The 25,913-nt window shown below is 65.4% G+C and carries 18 protein-coding genes; 8 read left to right on the top strand and 10 right to left on the bottom strand.

From position 1 onward, the window contains the following. Window positions 1-12: 12 nt before the first annotated feature. From AC1MDG_RS06390 to AC1MDG_RS06380, 3 genes are all read left to right on the top strand, one after another. Complete coding sequence (locus AC1MDG_RS06390; protein ID WP_479808199.1) at window positions 13-891, top strand: FAD-dependent oxidoreductase; 879 nt, start codon at window positions 13-15, stop codon at window positions 889-891. A 92-nt stretch (window positions 892-983) separates the two neighbouring features. After that, the gene (gene deoC / locus AC1MDG_RS06385) at window positions 984-1,727 is read left to right on the top strand and encodes a deoxyribose-phosphate aldolase (RefSeq protein ID WP_479808197.1); all 744 of its coding nucleotides are present in this window, start codon (window positions 984-986) and stop codon (window positions 1,725-1,727) included. 72 nt (window positions 1,728-1,799) lie between these two features. Next, complete coding sequence (locus AC1MDG_RS06380) at window positions 1,800-2,030, top strand: hypothetical protein (protein ID WP_043479557.1); 231 nt, start codon at window positions 1,800-1,802, stop codon at window positions 2,028-2,030. Between the two features lie 89 nt (window positions 2,031-2,119). Here the strand turns inward: AC1MDG_RS06380 and AC1MDG_RS06375 are convergent, their stop codons facing one another. The 4 genes from AC1MDG_RS06375 to AC1MDG_RS06360 all read right to left on the bottom strand — a co-directional run bounded on the left by AC1MDG_RS06375 (window position 2,120) and on the right by AC1MDG_RS06360 (window position 12,787). Then, the gene (locus tag AC1MDG_RS06375) at window positions 2,120-2,944 is read right to left on the bottom strand and encodes a metal-dependent hydrolase (protein WP_479808196.1); all 825 of its coding nucleotides are present in this window, start codon (window positions 2,942-2,944) and stop codon (window positions 2,120-2,122) included. A 4-nt stretch (window positions 2,945-2,948) separates the two neighbouring features. Next, window positions 2,949-6,644: a transcription-repair coupling factor gene (gene mfd / locus AC1MDG_RS06370; RefSeq protein WP_479808195.1), complete on the bottom strand. Its 3,696-nt coding sequence runs from the start codon at window positions 6,642-6,644 to the stop codon at window positions 2,949-2,951. A 127-nt stretch (window positions 6,645-6,771) separates the two neighbouring features. Next, window positions 6,772-7,659, bottom strand: a complete 888-nt coding sequence (locus AC1MDG_RS06365) for an AfsR/SARP family transcriptional regulator (RefSeq protein ID WP_479808194.1) — start codon at window positions 7,657-7,659, stop codon at window positions 6,772-6,774. 433 nt (window positions 7,660-8,092) lie between these two features. Next, entirely contained in the window at window positions 8,093-12,787 is a 4,695-nt protein-coding gene (locus tag AC1MDG_RS06360; protein ID WP_479808193.1) for a peroxidase family protein, read from the bottom strand. Between the two features lie 348 nt (window positions 12,788-13,135). On the opposite strand from AC1MDG_RS06360, the gene AC1MDG_RS06355 reads away from it, so the two are divergent. From AC1MDG_RS06355 to AC1MDG_RS06345, 3 genes are read left to right on the top strand one after another with little or no spacing between them, the layout of a single operon-like run. Further along, entirely contained in the window at window positions 13,136-14,632 is a 1,497-nt protein-coding gene (locus AC1MDG_RS06355; RefSeq protein WP_479808192.1) for an SDR family oxidoreductase, read from the top strand. A 56-nt stretch (window positions 14,633-14,688) separates the two neighbouring features. Beyond that, window positions 14,689-15,186, top strand: a complete 498-nt coding sequence (locus AC1MDG_RS06350; RefSeq protein ID WP_043479547.1) for a DUF2505 domain-containing protein — start codon at window positions 14,689-14,691, stop codon at window positions 15,184-15,186. Between the two features lie 4 nt (window positions 15,187-15,190). Continuing rightward, the gene (locus tag AC1MDG_RS06345) at window positions 15,191-15,412 is read left to right on the top strand and encodes an SCO4848 family membrane protein (RefSeq protein WP_479808191.1); all 222 of its coding nucleotides are present in this window, start codon (window positions 15,191-15,193) and stop codon (window positions 15,410-15,412) included. A 329-nt stretch (window positions 15,413-15,741) separates the two neighbouring features. Here the strand turns inward: AC1MDG_RS06345 and AC1MDG_RS06340 are convergent, their stop codons facing one another. Then, window positions 15,742-15,879 carry a hypothetical protein gene (locus AC1MDG_RS06340; protein WP_160292483.1) on the bottom strand — a complete coding sequence of 46 codons (138 nt, stop codon included), beginning with the start codon at window positions 15,877-15,879 and terminating at the stop codon, window positions 15,742-15,744. 197 nt (window positions 15,880-16,076) lie between these two features. On the opposite strand from AC1MDG_RS06340, the gene AC1MDG_RS06335 reads away from it, so the two are divergent. Next, a complete protein-coding gene (locus tag AC1MDG_RS06335; protein ID WP_011691098.1) occupies window positions 16,077-16,301 on the top strand; it encodes a helix-turn-helix domain-containing protein in 225 nt (74 codons plus the stop codon). Here AC1MDG_RS06335 and sufU read toward each other — a convergent pair. The 3 genes from sufU to AC1MDG_RS06320 all read right to left on the bottom strand — a co-directional run bounded on the left by sufU (window position 16,298) and on the right by AC1MDG_RS06320 (window position 20,997). After that, a complete protein-coding gene (gene sufU / locus AC1MDG_RS06330) occupies window positions 16,298-16,783 on the bottom strand; it encodes a Fe-S cluster assembly sulfur transfer protein SufU (RefSeq protein WP_479808190.1) in 486 nt (161 codons plus the stop codon). The two genes, AC1MDG_RS06335 and sufU, sit on opposite strands and share 4 nt — an antisense overlap. Continuing rightward, window positions 16,780-18,111 (bottom strand): aminotransferase class V-fold PLP-dependent enzyme, encoded by a 1,332-nt coding sequence (locus tag AC1MDG_RS06325; RefSeq protein ID WP_479808188.1) that lies wholly within the window; start codon window positions 18,109-18,111, stop codon window positions 16,780-16,782. Before AC1MDG_RS06325 ends, sufU begins: the two co-directional genes overlap by 4 nt. Window positions 18,112-18,285: 174 nt before the next feature. Continuing rightward, window positions 18,286-20,997: a LuxR C-terminal-related transcriptional regulator gene (locus AC1MDG_RS06320; RefSeq protein ID WP_479808187.1), complete on the bottom strand. Its 2,712-nt coding sequence runs from the start codon at window positions 20,995-20,997 to the stop codon at window positions 18,286-18,288. 400 nt (window positions 20,998-21,397) lie between these two features. On the opposite strand from AC1MDG_RS06320, the gene AC1MDG_RS06315 reads away from it, so the two are divergent. Next, entirely contained in the window at window positions 21,398-22,459 is a 1,062-nt protein-coding gene (locus tag AC1MDG_RS06315; RefSeq protein WP_479808185.1) for a hypothetical protein, read from the top strand. Between the two features lie 106 nt (window positions 22,460-22,565). Here AC1MDG_RS06315 and AC1MDG_RS06310 read toward each other — a convergent pair whose 3' ends face one another. Both AC1MDG_RS06310 and AC1MDG_RS06305 read right to left on the bottom strand, forming a co-directional pair. Next, complete coding sequence (locus tag AC1MDG_RS06310; protein WP_043479531.1) at window positions 22,566-24,011, bottom strand: glycosyltransferase family 2 protein; 1,446 nt, start codon at window positions 24,009-24,011, stop codon at window positions 22,566-22,568. Beyond that, on the bottom strand, window positions 24,008-25,900 hold the full coding sequence (locus AC1MDG_RS06305) for a polysaccharide deacetylase family protein (RefSeq protein WP_479808184.1): 1,893 nt from the start codon (window positions 25,898-25,900) through the stop codon (window positions 24,008-24,010). Before AC1MDG_RS06305 ends, AC1MDG_RS06310 begins: the two co-directional genes overlap by 4 nt. Between the last annotated feature and the right edge of the window lie 13 nt (window positions 25,901-25,913).

Raw genomic sequence — 25,913 nt, 5'->3', positions numbered from 1 at the left:
AAGGGCCTTCACATGTCCGCTCCGGCACCGTCCATCTCCTCCTCCGCCACGTTCCGGGGGTCGGCCCCGGCGCCGCGCGTGGTCATCGCCGGCGCCGGACCCGCAGCCCGTGCCCTGGTGGACCAGCTGGACAGGTCCCGCTTCGCAGGCACCATCACGGTGCTCAGCAACCGCGACGACGCCCCGTCCGAGCTCCTCGAGCTGGCTGCCCTTCCGCAGGTTTCGGTCCGCTTCGGCCAGCCGGCCAGCTTCATCGATGCGGCCAACCGCATGGTGACCACCGCAGACGGTATGGAATTCAGCTACGACCAGCTGGTGATTGCCACGGGTTCGGCCCCGGCCCTTTCTCCCGTGGACGGCGCAGGCCGGTGCCTCAGCTACTCCACCATCGACGACGCCGCCCGGATCGGTGACGCCGTCAAGGAAGTCACTCGCATCCTCGGTCGCAGGCCGCTGGGAATCCTGGTGGGAACGGGCCCCGAGGCGGGACAGGCCGAAGCGGTGCTGCGGGCCCGCGGCGTACGGCCTATCCGTACCACGCTCCGGCCGGCCGCGGTGGTCCCGACACGGGCGGGCTCAGTGCTCCCCTCCGCCGGGATTGTCTTCGAGGACGGCAGCAGCATGAACGGCGACCTGGTGGTCCTCGCCGAAGAGCGGGTGGCACGCGACGGCCTGGCGGCGAGCGCGGGCCTCGAGACTGCAGCCAACGGCGGGATCGTGATTGGCCAGGACTTCCGGACGTCGGTTCCCGGTATCTGGGCCATCGGCGATGCCGCCTCGTTCGACGGCGTGCGCCTGGGCCTTCTCGTGGCGTCGGGTTCCGCAGCAGGTGTCTGCGCAGCCCAGCTTATGCAGGCAACGCTGCAGGAACCTGTGGCCGCTGCCGCCTAGCACCGTTGTGGCAAGATGGTCACCTGAGAAGCCACGAAGAACACGGCGCCTGTTGCCCACAAGGCCCGGCAGGCGCACCAGGAAGGACCACCATGAGCAACGAAGCCACCGCGGCCGGCATGCCTGAAACTGCCGCCGGGGTCACGACACCCGGGGCCACCGCACCCGGAGAAATCGCCTCCTTTATCGACCACACGCTGCTGAAGCCTGAGGCCAGTGAAGCGGAGATCCTCAAGGTCTGTTCCGAGGCCGCCGAGTACCACTTCAAATCCGTCTGCGTGAACCCGGTGTGGGTCAAGACCGTTACCAACGCACTCAAGGGTTCGGGCGTCCTGACCTGCTCGGTGGTCGGGTTCCCCCTCGGCGCCACTCCCACCGATGTCAAGGCTTTCGAAGCCCGCGGGGCCGTGCTTGACGGCGCCGACGAGGTGGACATGGTGATCAACATTGCGGCAGCCCGCGCCGATGACAAAGGCGCGCTGGTTGATGACATCCGGGCCGTTGCCGAGGCCGTGCACGGCAGCGACGCCGTCCTGAAGGTGATCATCGAGACCGCGCTGCTCAGCGATTCCCAGAAAGTCCTCGCCTGCGAGGCAGCAGTGGAAGCCGGAGCGGACTTCGTCAAGACGTCCACGGGCTTCAACGGCGGTGGCGCCACGGTGGAGGACGTGGCCCTGATGCGCCGCACGGTGGGCCCGGATGTCGGCGTCAAGGCTTCCGGCGGGGTGCGTTCGCTGGCCGACGCTCAGGCTATGATTGCTGCAGGTGCAACACGTATTGGCGCCAGCTCCGGAATTGCGATCGTCAAAGGCGAACAGGGTTCGTCCGCGTACTGACCAGGTCCGGAAGCGCCACAGTTTTTGAGCCCTTCGGGGCGTTTTGAGCCCTGCGGGGCCGAGGAGGAATGAATGTCCAAGACCGTTGATAGCCCCAAGACCCCTCAGAACGAGAACAGCCTTGCCGGGAGCATCGCCGTTTTCGTGGTCATGATGGCCCTGTTCCTCGGCTCCATCTATTCGCTGTCCTTCCTGACGCTGGGCAACCCGTGGCCGATGGCCGTATGCCTGATCCTCTTCGCCGGAGCGTTCTGGATCCCGCAGACCCTCCTGGGCCGTTCGGATTCGGCCGGCGAGCACTGAGCCTTCGAACTTAGAGAGCTGAAGCCCCCGGAACTTCCGGGGGCTTCAGCTCTTTAAGCGGCCGGTGTCCGGCTGGCCCGGCACGGCAGCTAGCCCGCGCGGAACAGGCTGCTGACCAGCGTGCTTCCCAGCGCAAGTGCTGCCGGGAAATGGGTTTTGGCCAGCGCCCAGGCCGCGACGCACATGCCCACCATGGCGTAGGCACTGACGGGAATCAGCACGAGCCACTCCCGCCGTGACCCGGCCCGGCCCAGCAGCGGAATGGAAAATGCGCCGTTCGCCCGCCACACGTCGTTGAGCACGGGCAGTTTTCGCAGGAACCTGGGCGGTTTGATCACGATCGGCCAGAGCAGGGGCACTCCCCCGGTGGTGATCATGTCGCCGACGATGTGCACCGCCACCCCGGTCAGCATCGAGACGGGAAGCCAGGTCCATTGGTCCGGCGCAAACCAGGTGACCAGTCCGGCCATGGTCAGGGCGAAGAGCCAGTTGCTGATGAAGCCTGACTTGGGGAAGAGCTTAAGGGCCTTGGCGGCGATGTTAATCATGAACATGCAGAGCAGGCCGGCACCCACTGAGAGCAGGCCCCAGTCCGTGTGCAGCTGGAGCTGGCCGGCGATGGTGGCCAGCAGCACGAAGAAGGCCGCCCCCAGCACGGAGTGCGTGCCCTGCCGGTGGCCGCCGCTGGCGTTCTCGATCCCCACGGCGATCACGTTGGACAGCGGCGGCAGCGAATTGGCAACGGTGCTGTGGCGGTGGTCCCAGTCGCACACCAGTGCGGTTCCCGCCGTCGCCATGCCGCCGATCAGGATGCCGGTGGCATCCAGCGGGTACCAGCCCAGGGTGTACGGCCCCGTCGAGGCAATAGCTACCCACGCCGCGGCTCCCGACGCGGCGTGGTGTCCTCCCATCATGCAGCTAACCGCTAACTGCCGGAGCGGCGAGTGGGGCGTCGGAGAAGATGTTCCTGATGACGCCGTTGGCCCACTCCAGGATTTCGGCATCCTGCAGGTCCCGGCCGCCGATCCGGGCGGTCTTGGGCTTGGGGATGAGCACCGCGTCCAGGGCAGGCTTGGACTGCGAGCCCGGGTACATCCGGGCCAGCCGCATGGTTTTCGATTCGGGCAGCTGGGCCGGGGAGAACTTGATGAAGTTTCCCTGCAGGGCGACGTCGGAGAGCCCGGCTTCGCGGGCTCCCACCCGGAAGCGGGCGACGGCAATCAGGTTCTGCGCGGCCAGCGGCGGTTCGCCGTAACGGTCCACGAGTTCGGCCAGGACCTCGTCGATGGCCTCGTTCGTGAACGCGGAGGCCAGCTTGCGGTAGGCCTCGAGGCGCAGCCTTTCGCCCGGCACATAGTCGTGCGGCAGGTGGGCGTTGACGGGGAGCTCGATCTTCATTTCGGCGGCCTTCTCCTCGGCCTCGCCCCGGAAGTCGGCCACGGCCTCGCCCACGAGGCGGATGTAGAGGTCGAAGCCCACGCCCTGGATGTGGCCGGACTGTTCGCCGCCCAGCAGGTTGCCCGCGCCGCGGATCTCAAGGTCCTTCATGGCCAGCTGCATGCCGGCTCCCAGCTCGTTATGGGTTGCCACCGCCTTAAGCCGTTCCAGCGCCACCTCGCCCAGGGGTTTCTCGGAGGGATACAGGAAGTACGCGTAGGCGCGTTCCCGGCCGCGGCCCACGCGTCCACGCAGCTGGTGGAGCTGGGAGAGTCCGTACTTGTCCGCGCCGTCCACGATCAGGGTATTGGCGTTGGAAATGTCCAGGCCCGTTTCGATGATGGTGGTGCAGACCAGCACGTCAAAGCGCTTCTCCCAGAAGTCCACGATGATCTGCTCGAGGCGGCTCTCGGACATCTGGCCGTGGGCCACCTCCACCCGGGCCTCGGGGACCAGTTCGCGGATTTTCGCCGCGGTCCGTTCGATCGTGGACACGCGGTTGTGCACGAAGAACACCTGCCCCTCGCGCATCAGTTCGCGGCGGATTGCGGCGGAGGTCTGCTTGTCGGTGTACGGGCCCACATAGGTCAGCACCGGGTGGCGTTCTTCCGGCGGGGTGGCCAGCGTGGACGTTTCCCGGATGCCGGTCAGCGACATCTCCAGGGTGCGCGGAATCGGGGTGGCGCTCATGGCCAGGACATCCACGTTGGTGCGCATCTTCTTGAGCGCTTCCTTGTGTTCGACGCCGAAGCGCTGCTCCTCGTCCACGATCACCAGGCCCAGGTCCTTGAACTCGAAGTCCTTGGACAGGAGCCGGTGTGTTCCGATCACCACGTCCACGGAGCCGTTCTTGACGCCCTCCGCAGTCTCCTTGGCCTCTTTCGATGCCTGGAAGCGGGACAGCGGCTTCACCCGCAGCGGGAATCCGGAGAAACGTTCCGTGAAGGTTTCATAGTGTTGCTGGGCCAGCAGGGTGGTGGGCACCAGCACCGCCACTTGCTTGCCGTCCTGGACTGCCTTGAACGCTGCCCGGACGGCGATCTCGGTTTTGCCGTAGCCCACGTCACCGGACACCAGGCGGTCCATGGGGATTTCACGCTCCATGTCCGCCTTGACCTCGTTGATGGTGGTCAGCTGGTCCGGGGTCTCCACGTAAGGGAAGGCTTCTTCCAGCTCGCGCTGCCACGGGGTGTCCGGGCCGAAGGCGAAGCCCTTGGACGCCATCCGGGCGGAATACAGCCGGATGAGTTCGCCGGCGATCTCCTTGACTGCCTTGCGCGCCTTGGATTTGGTGCTGGCCCAGTCCGAGCCGCCCATCTTGCTGAGCGCGGGGGTGTCGCCGCCCACGTAGCGGGTAACCTGGTCCAGCTGGTCCGTGGGCACAAAGAGCCTGTCCCCCGGCGCACCGCGCTTGGACGGCGCGTATTCCAGGACAAGGTACTCGCGGACACCCTCGCCGCCTCCCGCAACCTTGCGCTGGATCAGTTCCACGAAGCGGCCGATGCCGTGCTGTTCGTGGACCACATGGTCGCCGGCCACCAGCTGCAGCGGGTCCACGGCGTTCCGCCGTTTGGACGGCATGCGCCGCATGTCCTTCGTGGAGCCGGCGGACGTGCGGCCCAGCAGGTCCGCTTCCGTCAGCAGGCCAAGTTTCAGCCCGTCCAGGACAAAACCGCGTCCGACGGCGGCAGTGGTCACCTCGATGATGCCGGCCTGCGGCTCGTCGTCGAGCGTGTCCACCCGCGCGCAGGGGATGTTGTTGTCATGGAACAGTTCAGCCAGCCGCTGGGCCGGTCCGGGGCCCTCCGTGGCGACAACAATTCGCCACTGGTCCCGGACGTGCGAGCCGATGAACTCCATCATCTCCGCGACGTCGCCCTGGTAGCCGCGGGGTTCCCGGGCGTGCAGGTTGAGGACGTTGATGTCCGGCGTCAGCTCTTCGTCGGTGGCCAGCGAGGTGATGGACCACCAGGAGACGCCCTGGCCGAGCGCCGAGGTGCGGGTCTCCGTCAGCGAGCGGAAGCTGGCCGAATGCAGGGCAGCCGAGGCTGCTGAGCTCAGGTCAAGGGGCGCCGTGCCGCCGTCCGAGGCGGTGGACCAGGCCGCCTCAAGGAATTCCTCGTTCGTGGCGGCGAGGTCGTGGGCGCGCGTGCGGACCTTTTCCGGCTCGATCACTACGGAGATGGACCCGCCCGGCAGCTGCTCCACAAAGGGAACCATGGCATCCACCAGCACCGGCGCCAGGGACTCCATGCCCTCCACCGCGATGCCCCCGGCAATCTTTTCGAGCATGTCGGCAGCTGCCGGAAGCTGGGTCTTGAGCGTGGCGGCCCTGGACATCACCGAAGGGGTGATCAGGATCTCCCGGCACGGCGGAGCATGCAGCTCGGTGGGGTGGTGCAGGCCGGGCGACGAGAGGGAACGCTGGTCCGCCACGGCGAACCAGCGCATCTGGTCCACCTCGTCGCCGAAGAATTCCACCCGGATCGGGTGGTCCTCGGTGGGCGGGAAGACGTCCAGGATGCCGCCGCGGACGGCGAACTCGCCGCGGTGCGTCACCATGTCCACCCGGGCGTAGGCGGCGTCGGAGAGGCTGCGCACAACTTCGGTGAAGGGGGCATCCTGTCCCACCTTCAGTGTGACGGGCTTGAGGTCGCCCAGGCCCGCCACGATCGGCTGAACCACGGCGCGGACTGGCGCCACCACCACGCGGAGCGGTCCTCCCGAGGCCGTCCCCGGGTGGGCCAGCCGGCGCAGCACGGACAGGCGGCGGCCAACGGTGTCCGAGCGCGGGGACAACCGCTCGTGCGGGAGCGTCTCCCAGCTGGGGAATTCAGCCACGGACCCGGCCGGCAGGAACGCACGCAGCGCCGCGGTGAGGTCCTCCGCTTCGCGGCCGGTGGCGGTGACGGCCAGCACCAGGGGCGCCCCGCCGTCGTCGTGGGTTGCGTCCGGTGACGCGCCATCGCCGGCGTGCAGCGCCGCCAGGCCGTCGGACATCTCGGCCAGCAGCGCAGCGCGCAGCCCGGCCGGTGCGCTGATCTGGTAATCCTCGCTGCGGGTTCCAAAACTCCGGGACGCTTCAGCCTGCACGCGGGCAAACGTTGTGTCTCCGGCGAGCGCGCGGCGAAGGCCTGTGAGTGACGGGCCGGTGAGTGACGGGCCGGTGAGGCTCATGGCAGAAGCTCCTGAAATGATCACGGGGAAGCAGGCAACACGAAAACCCGAAATTCGCGAGAATCCCGGGTCTTCCCAGCCTACCGCTACCGCGGAGCCTGCGTGCGACCGGTGGTGTCCGCCGGCGTCAGACCGCGGCCCTGGCGCGCTGCAGGAAAGAATCGAGAATGCGGCCGGCGTTCTCGCGGGTGGACACGGGATCCGTGCCGGCCTCCTGCCCGTGCCGGGTTCCCTTCATTGACTCGCCCAGGTACAGCAGGGCGGCCAGGGCTTCTGACAGCTCCACATCCGCCTCGGCCCGCTGGCGCAGGAGCCGCAGGTGCGCGGCCTGCAGGGCAGGACCCGGCGCGCAGCCGAGGTCCCGGTCCAATATCCTGCGGCACCGCGCATAGGCAGACAGGCCCTCGGCGGGGAGCCCCGACAGTTCGTAGGCTGTCACCAGCACGGTCCAGGCCCGTTCGTTGAGTGGCTCGGACGCCACCGCCGACTCCGCCCAGGGGACAGCTTCCGAAGGCCTGTTGAGCAGGACGGCTGTTTCCGCGGTCCGGACCTGGGCGGCCACTCTTTCGGCGCTGAGCCGGGTTCGGGCTTCGTCGGCCCAGTCGGAGGCCAGTTCCGAACCGAGGAGCGGATCGGCGGATAGCCGCAGGGCCTCCGTCAGGAGGGCATAGGCGTCCCGGGGAGCTGCCTGGCCGGCATCCCGCACCAGCCGGCGGAATGTCCACAGGTCCAGGTCCACCAGCGCCGGGTCCAGGACATAGCCGCCGTTGGCGGTCCGGAGCGGGCCGTTCCTGGTGTTCCCCGGCTGGATCGCCCGCCGGATGCCGCACACGTAGCTCTCCAGCGTCGCAGTTGTTCCGCCGCCGGCGCTGGAACCCCACAGAATTTCTATGATCCGGCTTTTGGATACAGGGCTGCCCAAATTCAGCAGCAGGATTTCCAGAATGTGCCGGGGTTTGCATCCGCCCATGTCGGCTGCGGCCAGCATCGCCCCGTTGCGCCGGATTTCAAACATTCCGAACAATCGAACAGATATCGATGTTGATAATTCAGGAGTTGTCCCCACGATGTTCTCCATTTTCCCCACGTCAACGCCCCATGCGTCTTCCGGCGGGACCAGGCAACGGTGCGTTGTTTCTGGTCCGGCCTTCCAAATCCACGGTGACACGCTGGATATGGCCCCACAAAGCGTTCCAAATACCTGTCTTTTGGATTCCGGGAAAGATACGTACAGCATTCCGCACCGTGGGTGGAGCGGCAGGCCTGTGACTGAGTACTCGCACAGTTAAGGCAAGTAGTTTCTGTTGCGGGAGTGATCCATGGGTAGGCGCTGCCTGGTTGGGATGAAAGTGAAGCGACTACACGCAAAAGGCAGGCGCCGGGTCCTCCGGAGCCTGCCTTTTGATTACTGCGTTGTTACTGACCTGCCTCCTGCTCAGTCAGCGCCTTTAGCCTGCCGTCGGGTTGCTCATCCGGTAGAGGAAGGCGGCCATCTGGTCGCGGTTGATCTTCTCGCCGGCACGGTAGCTGGCCGTGTTGTTAGCCTCGGGCCAACCGTTGGAGATGCCCTGATCGGCAAGCCACGCTATTTCCTTGTAGAACGTGTGGCTGGTAGGAACATCAATGAACGGAGGCACCGCCGGCGGCGTGTAGTCGGTAGTGCCGCTCATCCGGTAGAGGAAGGCCGCCATCTGGTCACGATTGATGGTATCCGCCGGACGGAACGTCGCCGTGTTGTTGGCGCCTGGCCATCCCTGGGAGATGCCCTGATCGGCAAGCCACGAGATTTCCTTGTAGAACGTGTGGCTGGTGGGCACGTCCGTGAACGGCGAGACCGCAGGTGCCGTGTAGTCGGTGGTGCCACTCATCCGATAGAGGAAGGCTGCCATCTGGTCACGGTTCACGTTGGCCCACGGCCGGTAGGTGAACGTACCGTCCGCTTCAGGCCAGCCCTCGGAAATCCGGCGTTCGGCCAGCCACGCGATTTCCTTATAGAAAGTGTGGCTGGTGGCCACGTCCGTGAACGACGAGACCGCCGGAGGAACAACCACCGGCGCCGTTGGCGTCACTTCGTTGGATGCGGCCGACAGTGGGCTCTCGCCTCCGGCGTTGACCGCACGGACCTGGAAGTTGTAGGCCGTACCGTTGGTCAGGCCCACCACCAGGAGGCTGGTGTCGTTGGCAGGAACACCTTCGATCGTGCGAACCACGGTAGTGCCGGCGCGGACCACGACGCTGAACGAGTCAGCCGGGAACTCACCAGCGGGAGCCGTGAAGGTCACGGTTGCCGTCGTGTTTCCAGCGATGGCTGCACCGATTACTGGGGCGGCCGGAGCCTCGACAACGGGCTCCACCGGTGCCGTCAGGTCCACGGTCTGGTCAGTGAACCGCAACCTCTCAACGTTGGTAATCCGGTCCGTGCCGTCGTCGCCGTTGCCGCCTGTGTGTGCCACGGTGGTGACGCCGCTGACGGTGGTGATGTCGTACTCGTCCATTGCCCCCGAGAACACGGCTGTGTCGATATCGGCTTCACCCGGGCTGGAAAGGATTTCCCGGACGATCCTCACATTGCCGGGGTCGATGGTCCCGGCCATGATGTCGGCCTGGAGCTCAGTCAGCGAGGTGACCGTCCTGATCTCGGAGCCGTCTGACCCATCGAGGACGCTCAGCCGGACGTTGAGCCACTTATCGCCGTCGATGATGTCATCGGCGCCGTTACCCCAGATCTGATCGCTCCCGGAGCCGCCGATGATGATGTTGCCGGCTCCGAAGGTGGTGGCACCTGCAGGCAGCAGGTCGGCCAGGCCGTTGATCCGCGCAATGCCGGCCGCGTCGAGTTCATTGCTCAGGCCGTCCACGTTGACCTCGGTGTTGGGAACAGAGGGGACCTCGTCGTCTCCGCGGAGAACGTCATCCTTGTCCCAGCCCGAGAGGGCCTCCACAAGGAGGAAGCGGTCCTTCAGTGCGTTGGGTCCGTCGACGATGATCTGGCGCATGTCGGAATCGGCCGGTTCGACCGACCGTGCGTGCGTCACCCAGTCGAAGCCGAACACTCCATGGTTCCGTTCGATGCCGGGGCCGGCGACCATCACGTCGTCGCCGCCTTCGGCGTCGTAGTCGTCTTCGCCGGAATCGCCGATCAGGACGTCATGGCCGGGAGCGTTGATGTCGTCGAAGAACGGTGCGCCGCTGTCGCCCTGCAGCAGGTCGTTGGAGTTGCCGCCTTCCTGCCAGTCGTCCCCGCCGCCACCGAACACTGTGTCCGGTCCGTCGCCGGAGAGAACCAGGTCGTTGCCTTCGCCGGCGAACGTCTCGTTGCCGTTGAGGCCGCCGTTGGAGAAATCGTCGCCGTCTCCGGACATGATGATGTCCAGGCCGGGGCCGGCGTCAATTGCGTCGTTTCCGTTGCCGCCCTTCAGGACGTCATCGCCGTGCGAGTCCGTGATCCGGTCGTTTCCGTCGCCACCGAGCACTGTGTCGGCGCCGTCGTTGCCTTCGATGATGTCGTTGCCGTCGTTGCCCCAGAACGTATCGTTGTCGATGCCGCCCCAGATCCGGTCACCGAGGGCGGTGCCGTTGAAGGTGGACTGGGCGTTGAGGCCCGGACGGTCCACGGTGTTGCTGACGCGGTACCGGATGGTGCCGTCCGACATCCGCATCAGGAGCGCGGATTCGTCGCAGGCGGAGACCGGGTCGTCGGCAACCGAGTTTCCGGTGCTTGCCGATATGCGGCTGAGCTCGAACTCGCAGTCAGCCACGCCGAAAACATCTGCCTTGAGGGCTTCCGCATCCGTATTGCGCATGATGAGCTCGGCCAGCGAGTTGCCTTCCAGCTGCGTGCGAAGGTTCAGCCCTGACGTGCGGGACAGGTAGTACATCCGGTCCCCGTCCTGGAGGTCCGTCATCTGGCGTTCAAAGATGTAGTTGAACGTTGAGCCCAGCAGTCCGCCGAAAAGGTTCTGGCGTTCCGCAAGGCCACCAACCCAAAGATCCACGTTGTCCAGGCCGGTGGGGTCTGTTACCCAGGCTCCGGCGCTGTTGACGAACTCAAAAGAGTCAGCAGGGGTCAACGCGTCCGTCGTGTCCATGTCGAACAGCCGCTGCGCTGCAGCACGCTTGTCAACGATCGACGTTGCGGCGGTGATGGTCGGGTGGGAGCCGTAAGCAGCCATGAAGTTCACCACGGACTCCGGGTGCTTCAGGTTCTGGCCAAAATCCACCCAGCTGGTGTAGGGCTTCAGCGAGGACTCGCCGGTGCTCGCGTACAGCTGTCCGCGGAAGTTGTTCAGGGACGGGATGCCCGTATCCCGACCGCGGGCCAGGTTCAGCGAGGCAAGGTCCAGCGGCAGGCCCAGGACGTTGTTCCGTAGCGTATCGGTGACGAATTCGTCGAGTTCGGCACCCACCTGGTCCGTCATGCCCATAGCGATGGCGCCAGCGGCCTGCTTCGGAGTCAGCGTGCCGGCCGTGCTTTCGTAGTACGCCGGCGGGTTGAGGAACGCGTCCAGCAGCGGCATCCCGATGTCCGTGCCGTCGTTCAACTTGCGATCAACGGTTTCCGTGAGCATCGAGTGGCCGAACCGGTACGTGGCATGGGCGAACTCCGCCTTGATCGCTGGATCAATGCCGGTGTCGGACTGCGTGAAGACGTTGAAGCCGTTGATCCCGGGCTGGATCTTGCGGGCGAAGTCCTCGAACACGATGTGCTGGTACTCCATCTCGGTCACGTAGCGTGCCGCCTGGAACAGCCGCTCACCATTCCACTGACCGTTGGGGAGCTTCCATTCGTTGAGGTCCAGATTTTGTGATGTGAGAAGGTCCTCCATATAGCCCACCAGGCGGTTGTGCTCGGAATGGAAGACCTGGTGGATCGCCGTCAGGCCGATGTTCTCGTTGACCCGGCCGTCGCCGGCGATGAAGTGCTTGTCCAGCATCTCGTCGTCGTAGCGGCCCGCAGGCCGCGGCAGGTTGACGTCATTGACGTCGGCGTCATCGTCCGGCTGCAGCGGGGCACCGGTCTGGGAGTTGAAGGGGGCCGCGTTGTGGCCGATGTCGTCCAGGAAGGCGATGCCGATCCGTTCCACGTTGGCAGGGGGAGCCACCGGGGCGGCCAGGTTCCCTTCCACGCGCCCGGTTGCGGTTTCGTACTGCGGGAGTCCGTTCGGCCCGCGCAGGAAGCGGCCGTACTGGTCGGTCGCCAGCTTGGGGACATCTGCTACGTCAACGTCGGACAGTTCGAGCCCGAGCATCGTCCGGGCCTGTTCCTTGATGTGGGCCCACGTTGCCATACCGCCCGGTTCACCTTCGATGAGTTCGCCGGTGGAGACAGGATCCCCGTTTTCATCGAGCGTGTATTCGCGCAGGAACACCTGGTGGGACGAGTGCGAGGAGTAGGTCTGGCTCTGGTCCACCCACGGCGAGTCGGTGTTGGTACCGTTCTGCTCGTCATCGGCTGTTCCCAGGACGCCGTCCGGACCGGGCTGGTTCTCGGCCCGGCTAAGCAGCATGAAGTTGGTGCGTCCCCCCGGGACGTAGAGCGGATCGTCCTCCGACAACGGCATCATGACGTAGTTCTTGGTCTTCTTGGTGAAGTCCACGCCGTGGTCGAAGAACTGGCCGAACAGCGCGAACATGCCGTTATACGGCGGGGAGAGACCAAAGTCCGTGGTGACGTTGGGAATGTCCAGGGTCTCCCCCTCAGGCACGCAGTTTTCCGGGAGTCCGTTGCCGTCGCAAGGCACAGCCGTGGGCCCGTCATTAACCGTGCGATGGGCCTGGCCCGCCGCGGCTACGGCAGCCGGGTTGGTTGCGGTCTGGTCCACAATGACGTTGCTGACGAAACGCGGGCCGTTGTCAGTGACGTTAGCGTTGACGGACTCGTAGCTCTGCCCGCCGGACGAAGTGCGCCATTCCGGGTCCGACAACCGGGGGAACTCACGGCTGGCGGAGCCGTAGCCGCTTTGGCCGGCCACCAGGTTGTTATCCGTGCCGTCCACCGTGCGGAGACCATAGGGGAGCAGGGGGCTGGCAATCTGGTTCGGTCCGTTACCCAGGAGCGGCTGGCCGGGAACATCATTTCCCTGCGCGTCCTCTTTTGTCGCATTGTTTTCGGCGATTTTGATCTGCTTGAGAATGAAACGCATATCGCCGGCATTGAGTGTGAAACCCTGGCCCGTCGGGGCCGCGGAGACCGCTGGTGCCAGCACTGACGGGACAACTCCCGCCCCGATCAAAAGGGCCAGCGCGCCCGCAGTGACTTTGCGAGTTACAGCTGTGGCTGAAGCTTTCGAACGGGGCATGTTGGCCCCCTTTCGGGACTTGCGATGTTTAGCCATGACTTTTCCTCCATCGAGTTCCTACCGGCTCCCCCCTCAACGTGGTCGCTCGGTTCCCTGAATGGCCCCAGCATTGATGACCGGCCTTTGGAAAAACTTGGATTGCTAAGCTGGCTGTGCACCGACGCACTCCGCTTTCGTTCCAAGGAGATCCACATGAACGGCATCCCGAAAACCGTGCTTGTCACCGGTGCCACCGGTTATATCGGCGGCCGGCTGGTCCCCCGCCTCCTCGAAGCCGGGCACACGGTGAAAGTCGTGGTCCGGACACCGGCGAAGATCGCCGGCGTCCCATGGCTGGAAAAGGTGGAGGTCATCCAGGGCAGCCTCGACGACGGCGACATGCTCCGGGGGGCGCTGGACGGCGTCGACGTGCTCTACTACCTGGTCCATTCGATGGCCACCGGCACCGGCTTCGAAGCCAAAGAGAAGGCCATGGCGGAAACCGCCGCGATTGCGGCAGAAGACGCCGGGGTGGAGAGAATCGTCTACCTTGGCGGCCTGCACCCGGAAGGGGCAGACCTCTCAACCCACATGCGCTCGCGCGAAGCCGTAGGCAAGGTCTTCCTCGCGAGTCCGGTGGACGCAGTGGTGTTCCAGGCGGGAGTGGTGATCGGATCCGGGTCGGCGTCCTTCGAGATGATCCGGCACCTCTCAGAGACCCTCCCCCTCATGCCCGCGCCGAGCTGGGTGCGGAACCGGATCGAAGCGATCGCCGTCCGGGACGTGCTGTACTACCTCGTTGCCGCAGCGTCCCTGGAAGGGCACATTAACCGCACCTTCGACATCGGCTGCCGGCAGGTCCTCACCTACGCGGGCATGATGAAGGAGTACGCCGCCGAGGCCGGCCTGCCCTACCGCGTGGTGCTTGCCTTGCCCATTCCCGCACCAAAACTCGCCGGCATGTGGGTGGCACTGACTACGCCCATCCCCCTGTCCATGTCGCTGCCGCTCGTCGAATCGCTCCAGCACGACGCCGTGGCTCGCGAGCACGACATCGACGACTACATTCCGCTGCCTGAGGGCGGGCTGACACCGTACCGGCGCGCCGTGGCCCTCGCCCTGGGCAAGGAACGCGACGCCCAGGTGGAGACGACCTGGGCCAGCGCCGGTGCGGACGCTGACCCGCTCCCCAGCGACCCGGATTGGGCCGGGCACCGGGTGTACGTCGACGAGCGAAGCTACTCCAGCCCGGTGGACCCGAAACACGTCTGGACCATCATCGAAGGCATCGGCGGCCGCAACGGCTGGTATTCGCTGCCGCTGGCCTGGAGCGTGCGCGGCTGGCTGGATAAGCTCACGGGCGGTGCGGGGCTGGCGCGCGGCCGGCGGCACCCGCACCTGCTTGCCGAGGGCGAGGTAGTGGACTGGTGGCGGGTCGAACGGATCGACCGCGGCCGCCTGCTCCGGCTGCGCGCCGAGATGCGGGCGCCCGGCCGGGCGTGGCTGGAGCTGTCGGTGGAACCGGAAGGCGGCGGCAGCCGCTACCGGCAGCGGGCCATCTTCTTCCCGAAGGGCCTCAGCGGCAAGCTGTACTGGCTCGCCGTGCTGCCGTTTCATAGCGTCATCTTCCCCGCCATGTCACACAACATCACTGCCGCCGCGCAAAAGCTGGCCGAAGCCGAATCGGAGTCTGCAGGGTCCACCACATAGGATGTGGGAGGCAAAAAACCGATGCCCCCATACCCCCCAACCCACATGGAGGAACAATGGCACTGAGTGCTTCCACCACCCTGCCGCACAGCGTTGACCGCGTAACGGCTGTGTTCGCCAATGAGGACTTCCAGCGTCACACCAGTGAACTGGTGGGCGGAACCCTTGAATCGTTCAAGGTCGACGGCGATGTTGCCGGCGCTTTCAGCACCACCTCGGTGCGCACGCTGCCCACTACCCGTTTACCGGAAATTGCCCGCAAATTCGTGGGCGAAAGCCTCACCGTCACCCAGCTCGAGACCTGGGAGGCCCCTGCCGCCGACGGCTCACGGCAGAGCAACATCAGCCTGAAGATCGCAGGCGCCCCGCTGGACGTCACCGCGGTGCAGCGGCTGGTGGCCGAGGGCGGCAGCACCCGCGTTGAGCTTGAAGGCAACGTCACATCCTCGGTCCCGTTCCTGGGCGGCAAGATTGCCGATGCTGCCGAGCCAATGGTGGGCAAGGCCCTGAATATCCAGTCACAGCAGGCGCAGGCCTGGCTGGAAAGCCACTAACGCCGTGCAGCTTCCCGTTGCCCTGGCCTGGGTCCTGATCATTGCCGGTGTCTGGTCCCTGGTGGTCTGGCCCCAGTTCCTCAAGCGGGTCATGAAGGACCCGCGCGCCCGTGACACGGCCGGCAAAGCTACCCGGTTCCTCACGGTCCACGTGGTCCTGGTGTCCATCTCGATGGTCCTTGGCGCCGCTACTGCAGCGATCGGCATCGCCGGAATGATCGGTTAGCCGACCACTCGAGTAGCAGCCGCGGCAAATGGAGTAGGAGGGGGCCTAAATGAGGTGGAGGACACGCTGTTATCTGAATGTGATAAGCCGTAAATTCCTGATATGGACGCGAACGATATGGAACGGGTTTGGCACGGAAGCCACCGTAAAATCGACCGCAGGAACTGGTCGTTGTATTTCGCACTCACCCTATTGGGGCTTATCGCGTGGGTAATAGTTGCCTTTCCCCACTAATATTCGAATTTTCGGCACCATAACCAGAACTCCGGCGGGTCCCCACCTGTCGGAGTTCTATTTTCTGCGGCGGCCGGTCACCGCTTCCTGCGGAATTACCGGACGAAGTCGGAATAGCCGGCAATGATCGTGAGCGCGGTGAGCACCACGAGGGCTACAACGCAGAAAATTTCCGCCCTGTGAATCCTGTGCTGCGTCTGCCGCCATTCCGTTTCGTCCTGGATATCAACCATATATAGACGCTACTGGCCCTGCCTCCACGCCACTAGAGTAGTCACTACTTGTCTTTATCCCCATTGCGGCGCGCTCTTCACATCAAGCTCACCATGCCATAAAGTAGCCATAAGATCGGCGATCGGCTCAGCGACGTTTGTCTCAGGATTGAAGTACGTCCTCAGGATTGAACTACGTCCCAGGAGAGCTGAGAACAGTGGCCGCTGAAGGTTTTTCAAATACCCGTTTCCTGACCGTTTCCGAGGTCGCAGAGGTCATGCGGCTGTCACGGATGACCGTGTACCGCCTCGTCAAGGCGCACGACCTCCCTGCAGTGCGTTTTGGCCGCTCCTACAGGGTCCCCGAGCACGCCATCGAAGACTACGTCCAGCACCATTCCACGCTCGCGGACGACGAGCATCCGGAGGCCGGCAAGACCTAGCGGCTGGTGGCTACGGCCTGCCGCAGGGCGTCCTCGGCAGCCACCCACGCCAGCATGGCGCACTTGACCCTGGCCGGGTACTTTGCCACTCCCGCCAGGGCCGCCGCATCAGCCAGGATTTCCTCGTCCGGCTCCAGCCGGCCCCGCGACCGCATGAGCTCCCGGAAATGGTCGATCATTTCGCTGAGCTCGTCCGGCGACGCCCCCTCGGACAGCTCGCTCAATATGGAAGCCGAGGCCATGGAAATGGCGCAGCCGTCACCGTGCCAGCGGATTCCTTTCACTGACGGCGGGTTTCCCGCAGCCTCCAATTCCAGGCGCAGCGTAATTTCGTCGCCACAGACCGTATTGAGCTGATGGCACTGCCCCACTCCCGCCTGGTCAGGCATGGCCGTGGCTTCATCAAGCGTAAGGTCGGACCCGCTGCGCGCTTTTGCGTGCTCCAGGATCAGTTGCTGGTACATCGCATCCAGGGCGCTCATTTGGATGCCTCCGCGCCCGCGACACCGAAGTAGGGCCTGACCTGGGCCACGGCCTCCAGCAGGAGGTCCACTTCGTCGGTGGTGTTGTACAAGTACGTGCTCGCCCGCGTGGTGGCGGTCAGGCCCAGCCGACGATGGAGCGGCTGGGCGCAATGGTGACCCACCCGGACCGCGATACCCATGCTGTCCAGGTACTGCCCGACGTCGTGCGCGTGCACGCCGGCAACGTCGAAGGCGGCCAGGCCGAGCCGTTCCACGCCTGCCCCGGGCCCCACGACGCGGACCCCGTCGATGGCGCTCAGCCCGGTGACCAGCCGCTGGCCCAGGGACGCTTCCCAGCCGGCGATGCGTTCCATGCCGGTTTCGCGCAGGTAGTTGGCGGCGGCTGCGAGCGCCACCGCCTGCGAGATGGGCTGGGTGCCGGCCTCGAACCGCTGGGGCGCCGGAAGGTATTCGGCCTTTTCCATCGTCACAGTGGTGATCATGGAGCCCCCGGTCAGGAACGGAGGCATGGCGTTCAACAATTCCCGTCGCCCGTATACGCCGCCAATCCCCGTGGGCGCCAGCATCTTGTGCCCGGAGAAAACAGCAAAGTCCACGTCCAGCGCCTTGAAGTCCAGGGGCAGGTGCGGCACTGACTGGCAGGCGTCCAGCACAACGAGGGCACCTGCCTCCCGGGCCAGCCCGACGAGCTCGGACACCGGATTGATGGTTCCGAGGACGTTCGACGCGTGGGTGAACGCCAGGACTTTGGTGCGCCCGGTGACCAGCCGCGCCGCCTCCTCAAGCCGCAACGCGCCGTCGTCGTCGACGGGGATGAACTTCAAGGTGGCGCCCGTGCGCCGGCAGAGCTCCTGCCAGGGAATCAGGTTCGCGTGGTGTTCCATCTCGGTGACCAGAACCTCGTCGCCCGGGCCGAGGGCGAAGCGGGCGGCGTCACCCCGGACTGCACCGACGCTTGCGTTCGAGAACGCGTACGCGAGGAGGTTGAGTCCGGCGGTGGCATTGGCCGTCCAGACCAGCTCGTCCTCCGCCACGCCTACGAATCCCGCCACGTTGGCCCGGGCGTCTTCGAAGGCGTCGGTGGCCTGGACGGCAAGGTGGTGTGCACCGCGGTGCACCGCGGCATTCCTCAGTTCGTAGAACTCCTGTTCAGCCTCGAGCACGCTTCTGGGGTTCTGTGATGTGGCACCGGAATCCAGGTAGACGAGGGGCCGGCCGTTGACTTCCTGGTCCAGGACGGGGAAGTCGTTGCGGATCCGCAGCACTTCGACATCACTTAGCCCGACCTGGGTGTCTGCGGTAGCGGGAGTGGATACCATGACCAAACTGGAGCTCCTTGATAGGCAAGACCTGCCGGCGGCTCTCCGCTACGGGCAGGCACACCGCTTGCGTCCGCGGTGCTACTCCTCAATTGTCCCACTATTGCCCGGCGCCGGTTCCGCCGGCGTTGTCAGTGCCCGGTGTTGTCCAGTGTCCGGCGCCGTCACTGCCCGGCGCCGTCACTGCCCGGCGTTGTCCAGGCTATTCCAGAGTTCAGCCAGTTCCTGGCGGCGGGATACCCCCAGCTTGCCGTAGATCCGCTGCAGATGGGCGTTCACGGTGTTGACGGCGATCCCGAGTTCCAACGCCACGCGTGCGCTCCCCATGCCGGTGACAACAAGCACCGCCACTTCACGCTCCCGATGGGAGAGCTTGGCGGCATCAGCAGCCGGTCCGTTCCTGCCGGACGGGGCGCGGTGGCCGGCGCCCGTCCGGCGTGCCGGTTCGCTGCCTGGCCCATCGGACAGCCAGTCCTGCGTGCCGCCGGGCTCCGGCCCGCTGTTCCCGTCACTTGACCACCGCCAGTCCGGCGGCCCGTCTGCCGTTTGTTCAAATACCGCCCCTTCCGGCCTTGCCGCGGCTCCAAGGTTCAGCAGTTCACGTGCCCTGCGGCCCCTGCCGCCTCCTGTTGCCATGGCCGGCTTTCGGGGCGTCCGCTGGGGCGGACCGGCTGCACCGGTAACGGCCGGACGCGCCACCGAGGCGTAGGTTTCAGCCAGTCTGGCCGCGACGCCGCCGTCCGTTGCCCGGCCGTCCGCTGCCCGGTGGTCCGCTGCCCGTTCCTCCGTTCGTTCCTCCGCCCGGTCCTCCGCCCGGTCCTCTGCGGGTGCAAAGCCGGGGCCGGGCAGCTGAGCCAGGTCCCAGGACAGCCACTCCGCCGTCGCCTGCGCGCCCAGGGTGAGTGCCAGCAGGTCGTCAGGGTCCCCGGTGGCCCCGGCTGCCACGTCCCCGGACGTGCGCTCGTCGGCGCTCCCGGCAGCCCGCCGGCAAAACATCATGGCCCGGAAGAGCTGCAGCGGGCCGCCCGGGTAAGTCATCCATTTGTTCCGCCCGTGGAGTTTGTCCGACCTCCCGGCGTCGGGGCCCTGCCCCATCCGAGTCAGGTTAGAGGCATGGATGGTCAGCACTGTGGAGTGGAAGTCGACGCTGCACCGCGGCAGGCGCTCCACGGCGCTAAGCGCCCGGGTGGAAAGCTCGACGGCGTCCGCGGACTTCCCGCGCGCGGAAAGGCCCTGTGAAGCCAGCGCCAGAAGCAGGATGCCGGCGTGGGTACCCGGCGAGTCCTCAGGACCCGGACGGCCGCCGTCGCAGAAGCCGGGCGGGCAAAGCCGGCGGAAGAGCTCCCCGTCGGGGCTGGGCCAGTTTCCCTCCTGCGATTCCAGATAGAGCTGGAGGACGTCCAGCTCATCCTGGACGGCATTCTGGTATGTCTCGGCGGCCGTATCACCTACGGAGGCGGCGGCCGCCATGGTCAGCCGCCGCCTTGCACCGTCCAATACGGATTCAAGTGTGCTGCGGCCCGGATTCATGGGTATAAGTGCCTGGAGGAGCAGGCCGACTGCCCGGGCGAACTCGATGCTCAGCACTGCCGGGGTGGTCTCCACGACGCCCCGGAGAACCTCGGCGCTCCGGCCGTACTGGTGGGAATGGAACAGCGCCCGTGCCGCTTCCGTCTGCGCCATCAGCTGGAGTTCCGGTGCCTTGACCGATTCGGCTGCCTTCAGGGCGCGGTCGCTGTCATAGAGATTGTTTGCGATGGTTGCCACGGCCAGGAGGTCCAGGTCCGCCACCGCGGTGCCGGCATCCAGCGCGGCATCAACCCGCCGAAAGAGATCCCACAGCGGTTCCTCCCCCGCCCGCCCGGAGGCGCCGTGCCCCCGGCCGCGCAGGTGCACTTCGGTGTGCAGGTCCAGCGGCCCTGCACCGCCCGGACAATGCCGCGCGGCGCTGGCCTCGACCTCGTGGTTCAGGGTGACGTCGGCCCCGCCGTCGCTCCTGATTTGGAGCCGGATGACGTTGCGCCGTTCCAGAGCGGCCAAGGCGTCCGGCGGCACGGCCCGGGCGAGGCCTGACAGCGGAGCCGGATCCGCGGCGGCCAGGAAGTCAACCACTTGGCGCTGCACTGCCGGAAGCCCTTCGATCCGCCGCCGGGCAAGGTCGAATTGGCGCACTTCCACAGGGTCAAGCGGCCGGACCAGGCTACAGGCGCCGTCCCGCTCCGCAATCCGGCCGTCCGCCAATGCTTCGTCCATCAGCCAGCTGGCAGTTAGCGCATTGGCGGCCGAGGCAGCATGGATGTCGCGCACCAGAGCAGGGACGGGCCGGGCGGGGAGCCGGTGCTCAAGGAACGTCCGGAGCTGGTCCGGTGTCAGCTCCTCCAGTGTCACGATGGACAGTTGCCGGGCCACCACAGATTCCATCAGCTCCATCTGCAGCTGCCGGTCGGAGCGGTGGCTTGCCAGCATCCTGATGTCCGGTTCTGCGAGGAGCTGGTTCAGGACCCACAGCGATGTTCCGTCCAGGTGGTCAACGTTGTCCAGGACCACCAGGATTCCGTTCGCTCCCGGGTCCTGGCTGCGGAGTGCATCCCGGCAGGCCCGGACGATATTCAGGGGTGACACCTTGGCATTTGCGGGCAACGCCGGAGCCAGCACGCTGCCGATGCCGAACTTCATCCCGCGGCAGGACCGGGGAATGCTGTGCACCATGACGGTGAGCTGTCCGGAGAGCTCCTCCGCCGCGGCGGCAAGGAGCATGGTCCGGCCCGAGCCGGCAGCGCCAGTAACGATGACGCCCGAACTCTCCGAACCGGAGAGCGAACTGATAACGGCCCGCAGTTCGGCCACTCGAATGACCGGGGGGAAAGGTGAGTTTCCTGCCCTAACGTCCATGGTTGCGTCGATTCCTTAGCCGCGGAGCGTGGAGTTCCGGACCGCCCCCAACCATGCCGGCATTAGCAACTCCTACGCTACCTAGCTACCCCTCGCGCTGGCGTGAGTAGTGACTACTCGAAAATGCCGGACCACTGCTCTCAGGTCCGTTCAGGCTACTCACAGGCATCCGTGTAAAGTAGAGCGGGTGTTTACGGTCTCTACGGGTCTCCTGACGGTCCCGCTGGCTGCTTCTGGGGAGTAAGCGGCTCAGCTGATTTCACTATCAGCATCGATTCTGGGCGCGGCCACTGCTGCGCCGATCTGGCGGTCATGACCCGTGCTTGGCGTGCCCTCTTTGGGCCCCTGCCATCCCTGTTAATGTCCCCAACAGATATGTATCCCAAAAAAAATGAAACACATGACCACGCCCATCATGGCTGTGTTGATCCTCCTCATCGGAGTATTGACCGCAGGCTGCGCCGCGCAATCGGCTCCCGGCCCGTCGGCCTCTGCCAGCCCTTCGTCAGCCAGCGCACAAGCATCGCAGGTAACGCCGAAGGCATCACCCAGTTCGACGCCGGCTGCTGCCCCTGTCGAGGAACCTGCGCCCGCCGCAGTTTCCGCACCCGAACCTGCCGTCGCGGCTCCCGCACCGCTGGCAGTAGCTGCAGCTGAGCCCGTAGCAGCAGTTGAGCCCGCAGCCGCACCGGCAGCCAGCAAGTACCCGCTGCACACCAACGTCGTGAGCACCACTTTCTGGGTAGGCGAAATCTTCAACGCCAACCTTGCAGACGGTTCCCAGGTCTGCTCGACGTACAACGGCCAGTGGGCTTTCAAGCACACCGGCGTCAACGCAGGCACTACCCCCGCCACCGCTTCCGGCTGCCCCGGCAGCATCTACGGCGGGTGCGATGGTGTGAGCTCCGGCTCGGGAAGCTCGTTCACCTGCGCCACGGAAGCACGCGATGCCTCCAACGGGTACTTCCCCAAGAACCAGCCCGCGCCGCTTGAGAACCCGTTCTACCTTGACCTGCCTTACGACGACGTCAATGACAGCGTCGCGTTCCAGCAGCGCTGCCAGGTCATCCCCTGGGCCGCCGCGGACAACGCCGCCACGGGCGTCGACCACTGCGCGGACGGCAGCTATTCGTACATGAAGAACCGGTGGGTCCAGATGACCGGTCCGAACGGCAACGTGTGCTACGGACAGATTGAGGACGCCGGTCCTTCCAGCGGGTCCGAGTACCATGACGCGAACTACGTCTTTGGTGCCGCCGACGCGCGCCCCGCAAACACCGATTTCTCCGCCGACGGCACGCAGGGCGCAGGAATGGATGTTTCCCCTGCCCTGAACGGCTGCCTCGGCTTCGCAGAACTGGATGGCAGCGGCGATCACGTCTCGTGGAGGTTTGTTGACCGCGCAAATGTTCCCGCCGGGCCGTGGCTGAACGTCGAAACCACCTCGGGTGTCAGCTGGTAAAAAGCAGCACGCGTCTGTAAGCAGAAACCCTGTACGCAGGAACCCTGTACGAAGAAACGCCCCTTCCGCCGGACCACAGTGTCCGGCGGAAGGGGCGTTTTCTGCACTATCGGGTGATGCCGGCACCCGCCGTTGCCTCTTCCAGCTCAAGGCCTTCACCCTGGATGCGCCGCATCGGGCTGACCCACACGCCCGATGAGGCCGCGGAGAAGGCCCGGGGCAGCACCATGAGGCAGATGACGGAGTCGAGGATGCGCATGAGCGGGAAGAAAGGAGCCATCAGCAGGATGCCCGGACGGCGAAGGGCCAGAGCCGCGATCACGGTGAGCAGGAAGTCCGGAATGAGGACACCCAGGAGGACGTCCTGCGGACGCATGAGTCCGGACAGGTAGAGGAACGACTCGCCGTTGTCACCGAAGGCCTGGAGTTGCATGGACGCCACCAGCGAGAGCAGGAAGACCGGGATCAACAACACGAAGAACAGGCAGCTGACAACGAGTTCGATGATGTAGAAGACCAGCACAAACCAGAACTTACCGGCCTGCAGGCGGTGCCGCCGGACCGTCTGCCAGAAGCCCAGGATCCAACGCCGGACCTGCCTGGTGTAGTCCTGCAGGTTGTCCGGATCCTGGGTGTAGGCCACGGCGGCCGAGGGGTGGAACGCGATCCGTCCGAGTTTCTTGGCATGGATCTCAAAGGTCATGTTGAAGTCCTCGATGACCAGCCCCGGTGCCAGCACCTTGATTTTCGCGAGGGCGCTTGTCCGGTACATGCTGGCGAAGCCCGGCACGATCGAGACGACGTTGGCGCCCCTGGCCGCCTGGCCGTATTTCAGCAGCAGCTGCACCACGATGTACAGGCGTTCCCGATAGGCCACCAGGAATCGGCCCAGCACCGTGGGTGCCGGCGGCGTCATGATGGACTTTGCCCTGCCGGCCACGGCCACCACGGAGGGATCAAGGAAGAGCGGCAGCCCGGTCTCCAGGTAATCCGCGGTGGGCCGGGTGTCCGCGTCAAGCAGCATCACTACTTTGAACTTCCGGCACAGCTCGAAATATGCGATCCCCGCGGCCAGTGCGCCGGCTTTCCCCCTATTGGGTTCGAGATCCAGGACTTTGACCCCGGCGGCGCGGGCAATCGCGGAGGTGTCGTCGGTGGACATGTCCGAGATCACGTGGATGTTCCTGATCGGCACCAGTGCCGAGGCGGCCCGGATAGTCTCCCTGATGACCAGGGCTTCGTTGTGGGCAGCTATGAGCACGGCAACATTTGCGGGCAGTATCCTTGGGTCCCTGGCCCGGTGGCGGCCATGCTCCCGCTGGATCTGGCCCCGGTGTGCCCGCGGCGCCGGCAACGTGTGGGCGCCATGGACGCCATGGCCGATCCGGTTGGCCATCGGCCAGCGCTGCAGGAGCCCGAGCATACGCCCGCTCAGTGGCGGGCCCAGCGTGATCCGGCGCGTGTACTGCTCATTGGCCAGTCGCAGCAATCCAACGAATGACCAGAAGATCGTACTGATTCCAAGGACAAGGACGATGTATACGGCTATCACAGCGACGGCGCTCCAATCGTGTCGTACATGGCATAGTCATCCGTGATGAGCGTGCCATTCCTGAAGAGGTTCAGCCCGAAGCTGATCGCGGTTGCGCCGGAGGGCAACGCGGGGGTGGTGAAGCTCGCCTGCGTATAGGAACCGGCGGCAGCAAACCACGGACTTGATGTCCAGTACACCCAGGTTCCGGCAGAATTCCGGTAGTAGACGGCGAACTGGGTCACCGTCGTCGAGGTGTACCAGGCGCGGAGCGAATACGTGTGGCCGGCGACCGCCGGCGGTGCGCATGAACCGGAGTCCAGTGTCTGCAGGAGTTTAGCGTCGCCGTCGACGTAGTTGGTCATCACCAGACGTTCTGCCTTTGTCCCGGTCCTGGCGGTTGAGACGGTACTTAAGGAGGCCGTGTTGGAGCCGTACCCTGCTGTTTGCCAGCATTGCGGCGTTGTGCCGCTGCCCGCCGTTTCAAGGCTGGCATTCTGCACCAGGTTCGTACCGGCGGGCGGTGGCGGAGGCGGAGGTGTGGACGATGCGGTGTCGGTCATTTCGTAGTCGTCCGTGGTCAGCGTCCCGTTACTGAAGAGGTTAAGCCCGAAGCTGATACCGCTGGCGCCGGAAGGCAGGGCGGGGGTTGTCCAGCTGGCTCTTTGGAATGTCGTGGCGGGTCCGAACCACGGGCTCGAAGTCCAGTAGACCCAGTACCCGAGGCCTGTCCGGTAGTAGAGCGCGAACTGGGTGTTGGCGGTGGACTTGTACCAGGCGCCTAAGTTGTATGTGTGCCCGGGCGTTGCCGCCGGCGAACATCCGCCGAGGTCCAGGGACGGCAGCAATCTAGCATCGCCGTTGACGTAGCCTGACACCACCAGGCGCTCTGCCACAGATCCGGTCCGGCCGGGACTCACCGTTGTGAATGTCCGTGTATTCGTGCCGTAGCCGGCCGCCTGCCAGCATTGGGGCACACCGCTAGCGAGCGTCTCGAGGCTGGGATTCTTTACCAGGTTGCCGCTCGAAGGCGGCGGCGGCAGTGCCGGGCCGGAGACAACAGGCTTTACAGTTCCACCGATCACCTGGTCCACCGTCTTGACCGTTGTTGTGGCCGGCCGGGTCTTCAGCCAGGATGCGAACTGAGTGAAGAGCGTGGGACTAATGGTCAGCGGACCGGGTGTAGACGAGATGTGGTGGAAGGTGAATTGAACCCACCCGCCGACGCTTTCGGCCCTGGTCACGCTATTTTGGAAATCAGCCAGGGTCCAGGGGCTGTCCACCTGGTCCAAAGCCGCTGTGCGGAACGGATTTAGCGGTGGAACGGTTTCCGCCCAGGCGCACCCCGAGCAGCCAAAGCGGGATTGAATGTCGCCCAGCGCACGTGCGCTGTTATAACCACAGTCTCTGACAGTCGTCTGGACGGCACTATTAACGGCGCTGAACGGATAGGCAAAGCTGGTGACACGGAAACCCCAGTTGGCCAGGTTCACCCTGTCGTTGCATACCTGGCGGGTGACCTCGTCCGCGGGCAGGGTGGTGAGATCGGCGTGCGTCACGGTGTGGCCGCCAATCTCGTGGCCGCTGGCCGCAAGGCCTTGGAGATTCGCCACTGTCAGGTAGCCGGCATTGTTGATGTTCCCGGAAGGGATGAAGAACGTTCCGTCCAGACCGTAGGTGTTCATGATCTGGGCCGCAGCCAACTGGTCGGCATTGCCGTCGTCGAACGTCAACGACACAACAGTGGGTGCCGCTGCCTGCGCCGGTAATGCCTGCGCAGCCAGGCCGGTCAAGGCCAGGGCCACAATGCCCACCGCCGTCACAGCCTTCCGCGTCCGCCTCCTGATCCCCTTCAGTGCGGGGCCAGGGTCAATCTGCCATGCTAAACGCCCGGAAGTTGGTAACTTCATGGGAATCGACTCG

It is taken from the genome of Arthrobacter sp. AIWTK1 (genome assembly GCF_056680535.1).
This window is presented reverse-complemented; position numbering and strand designations above follow the sequence as displayed.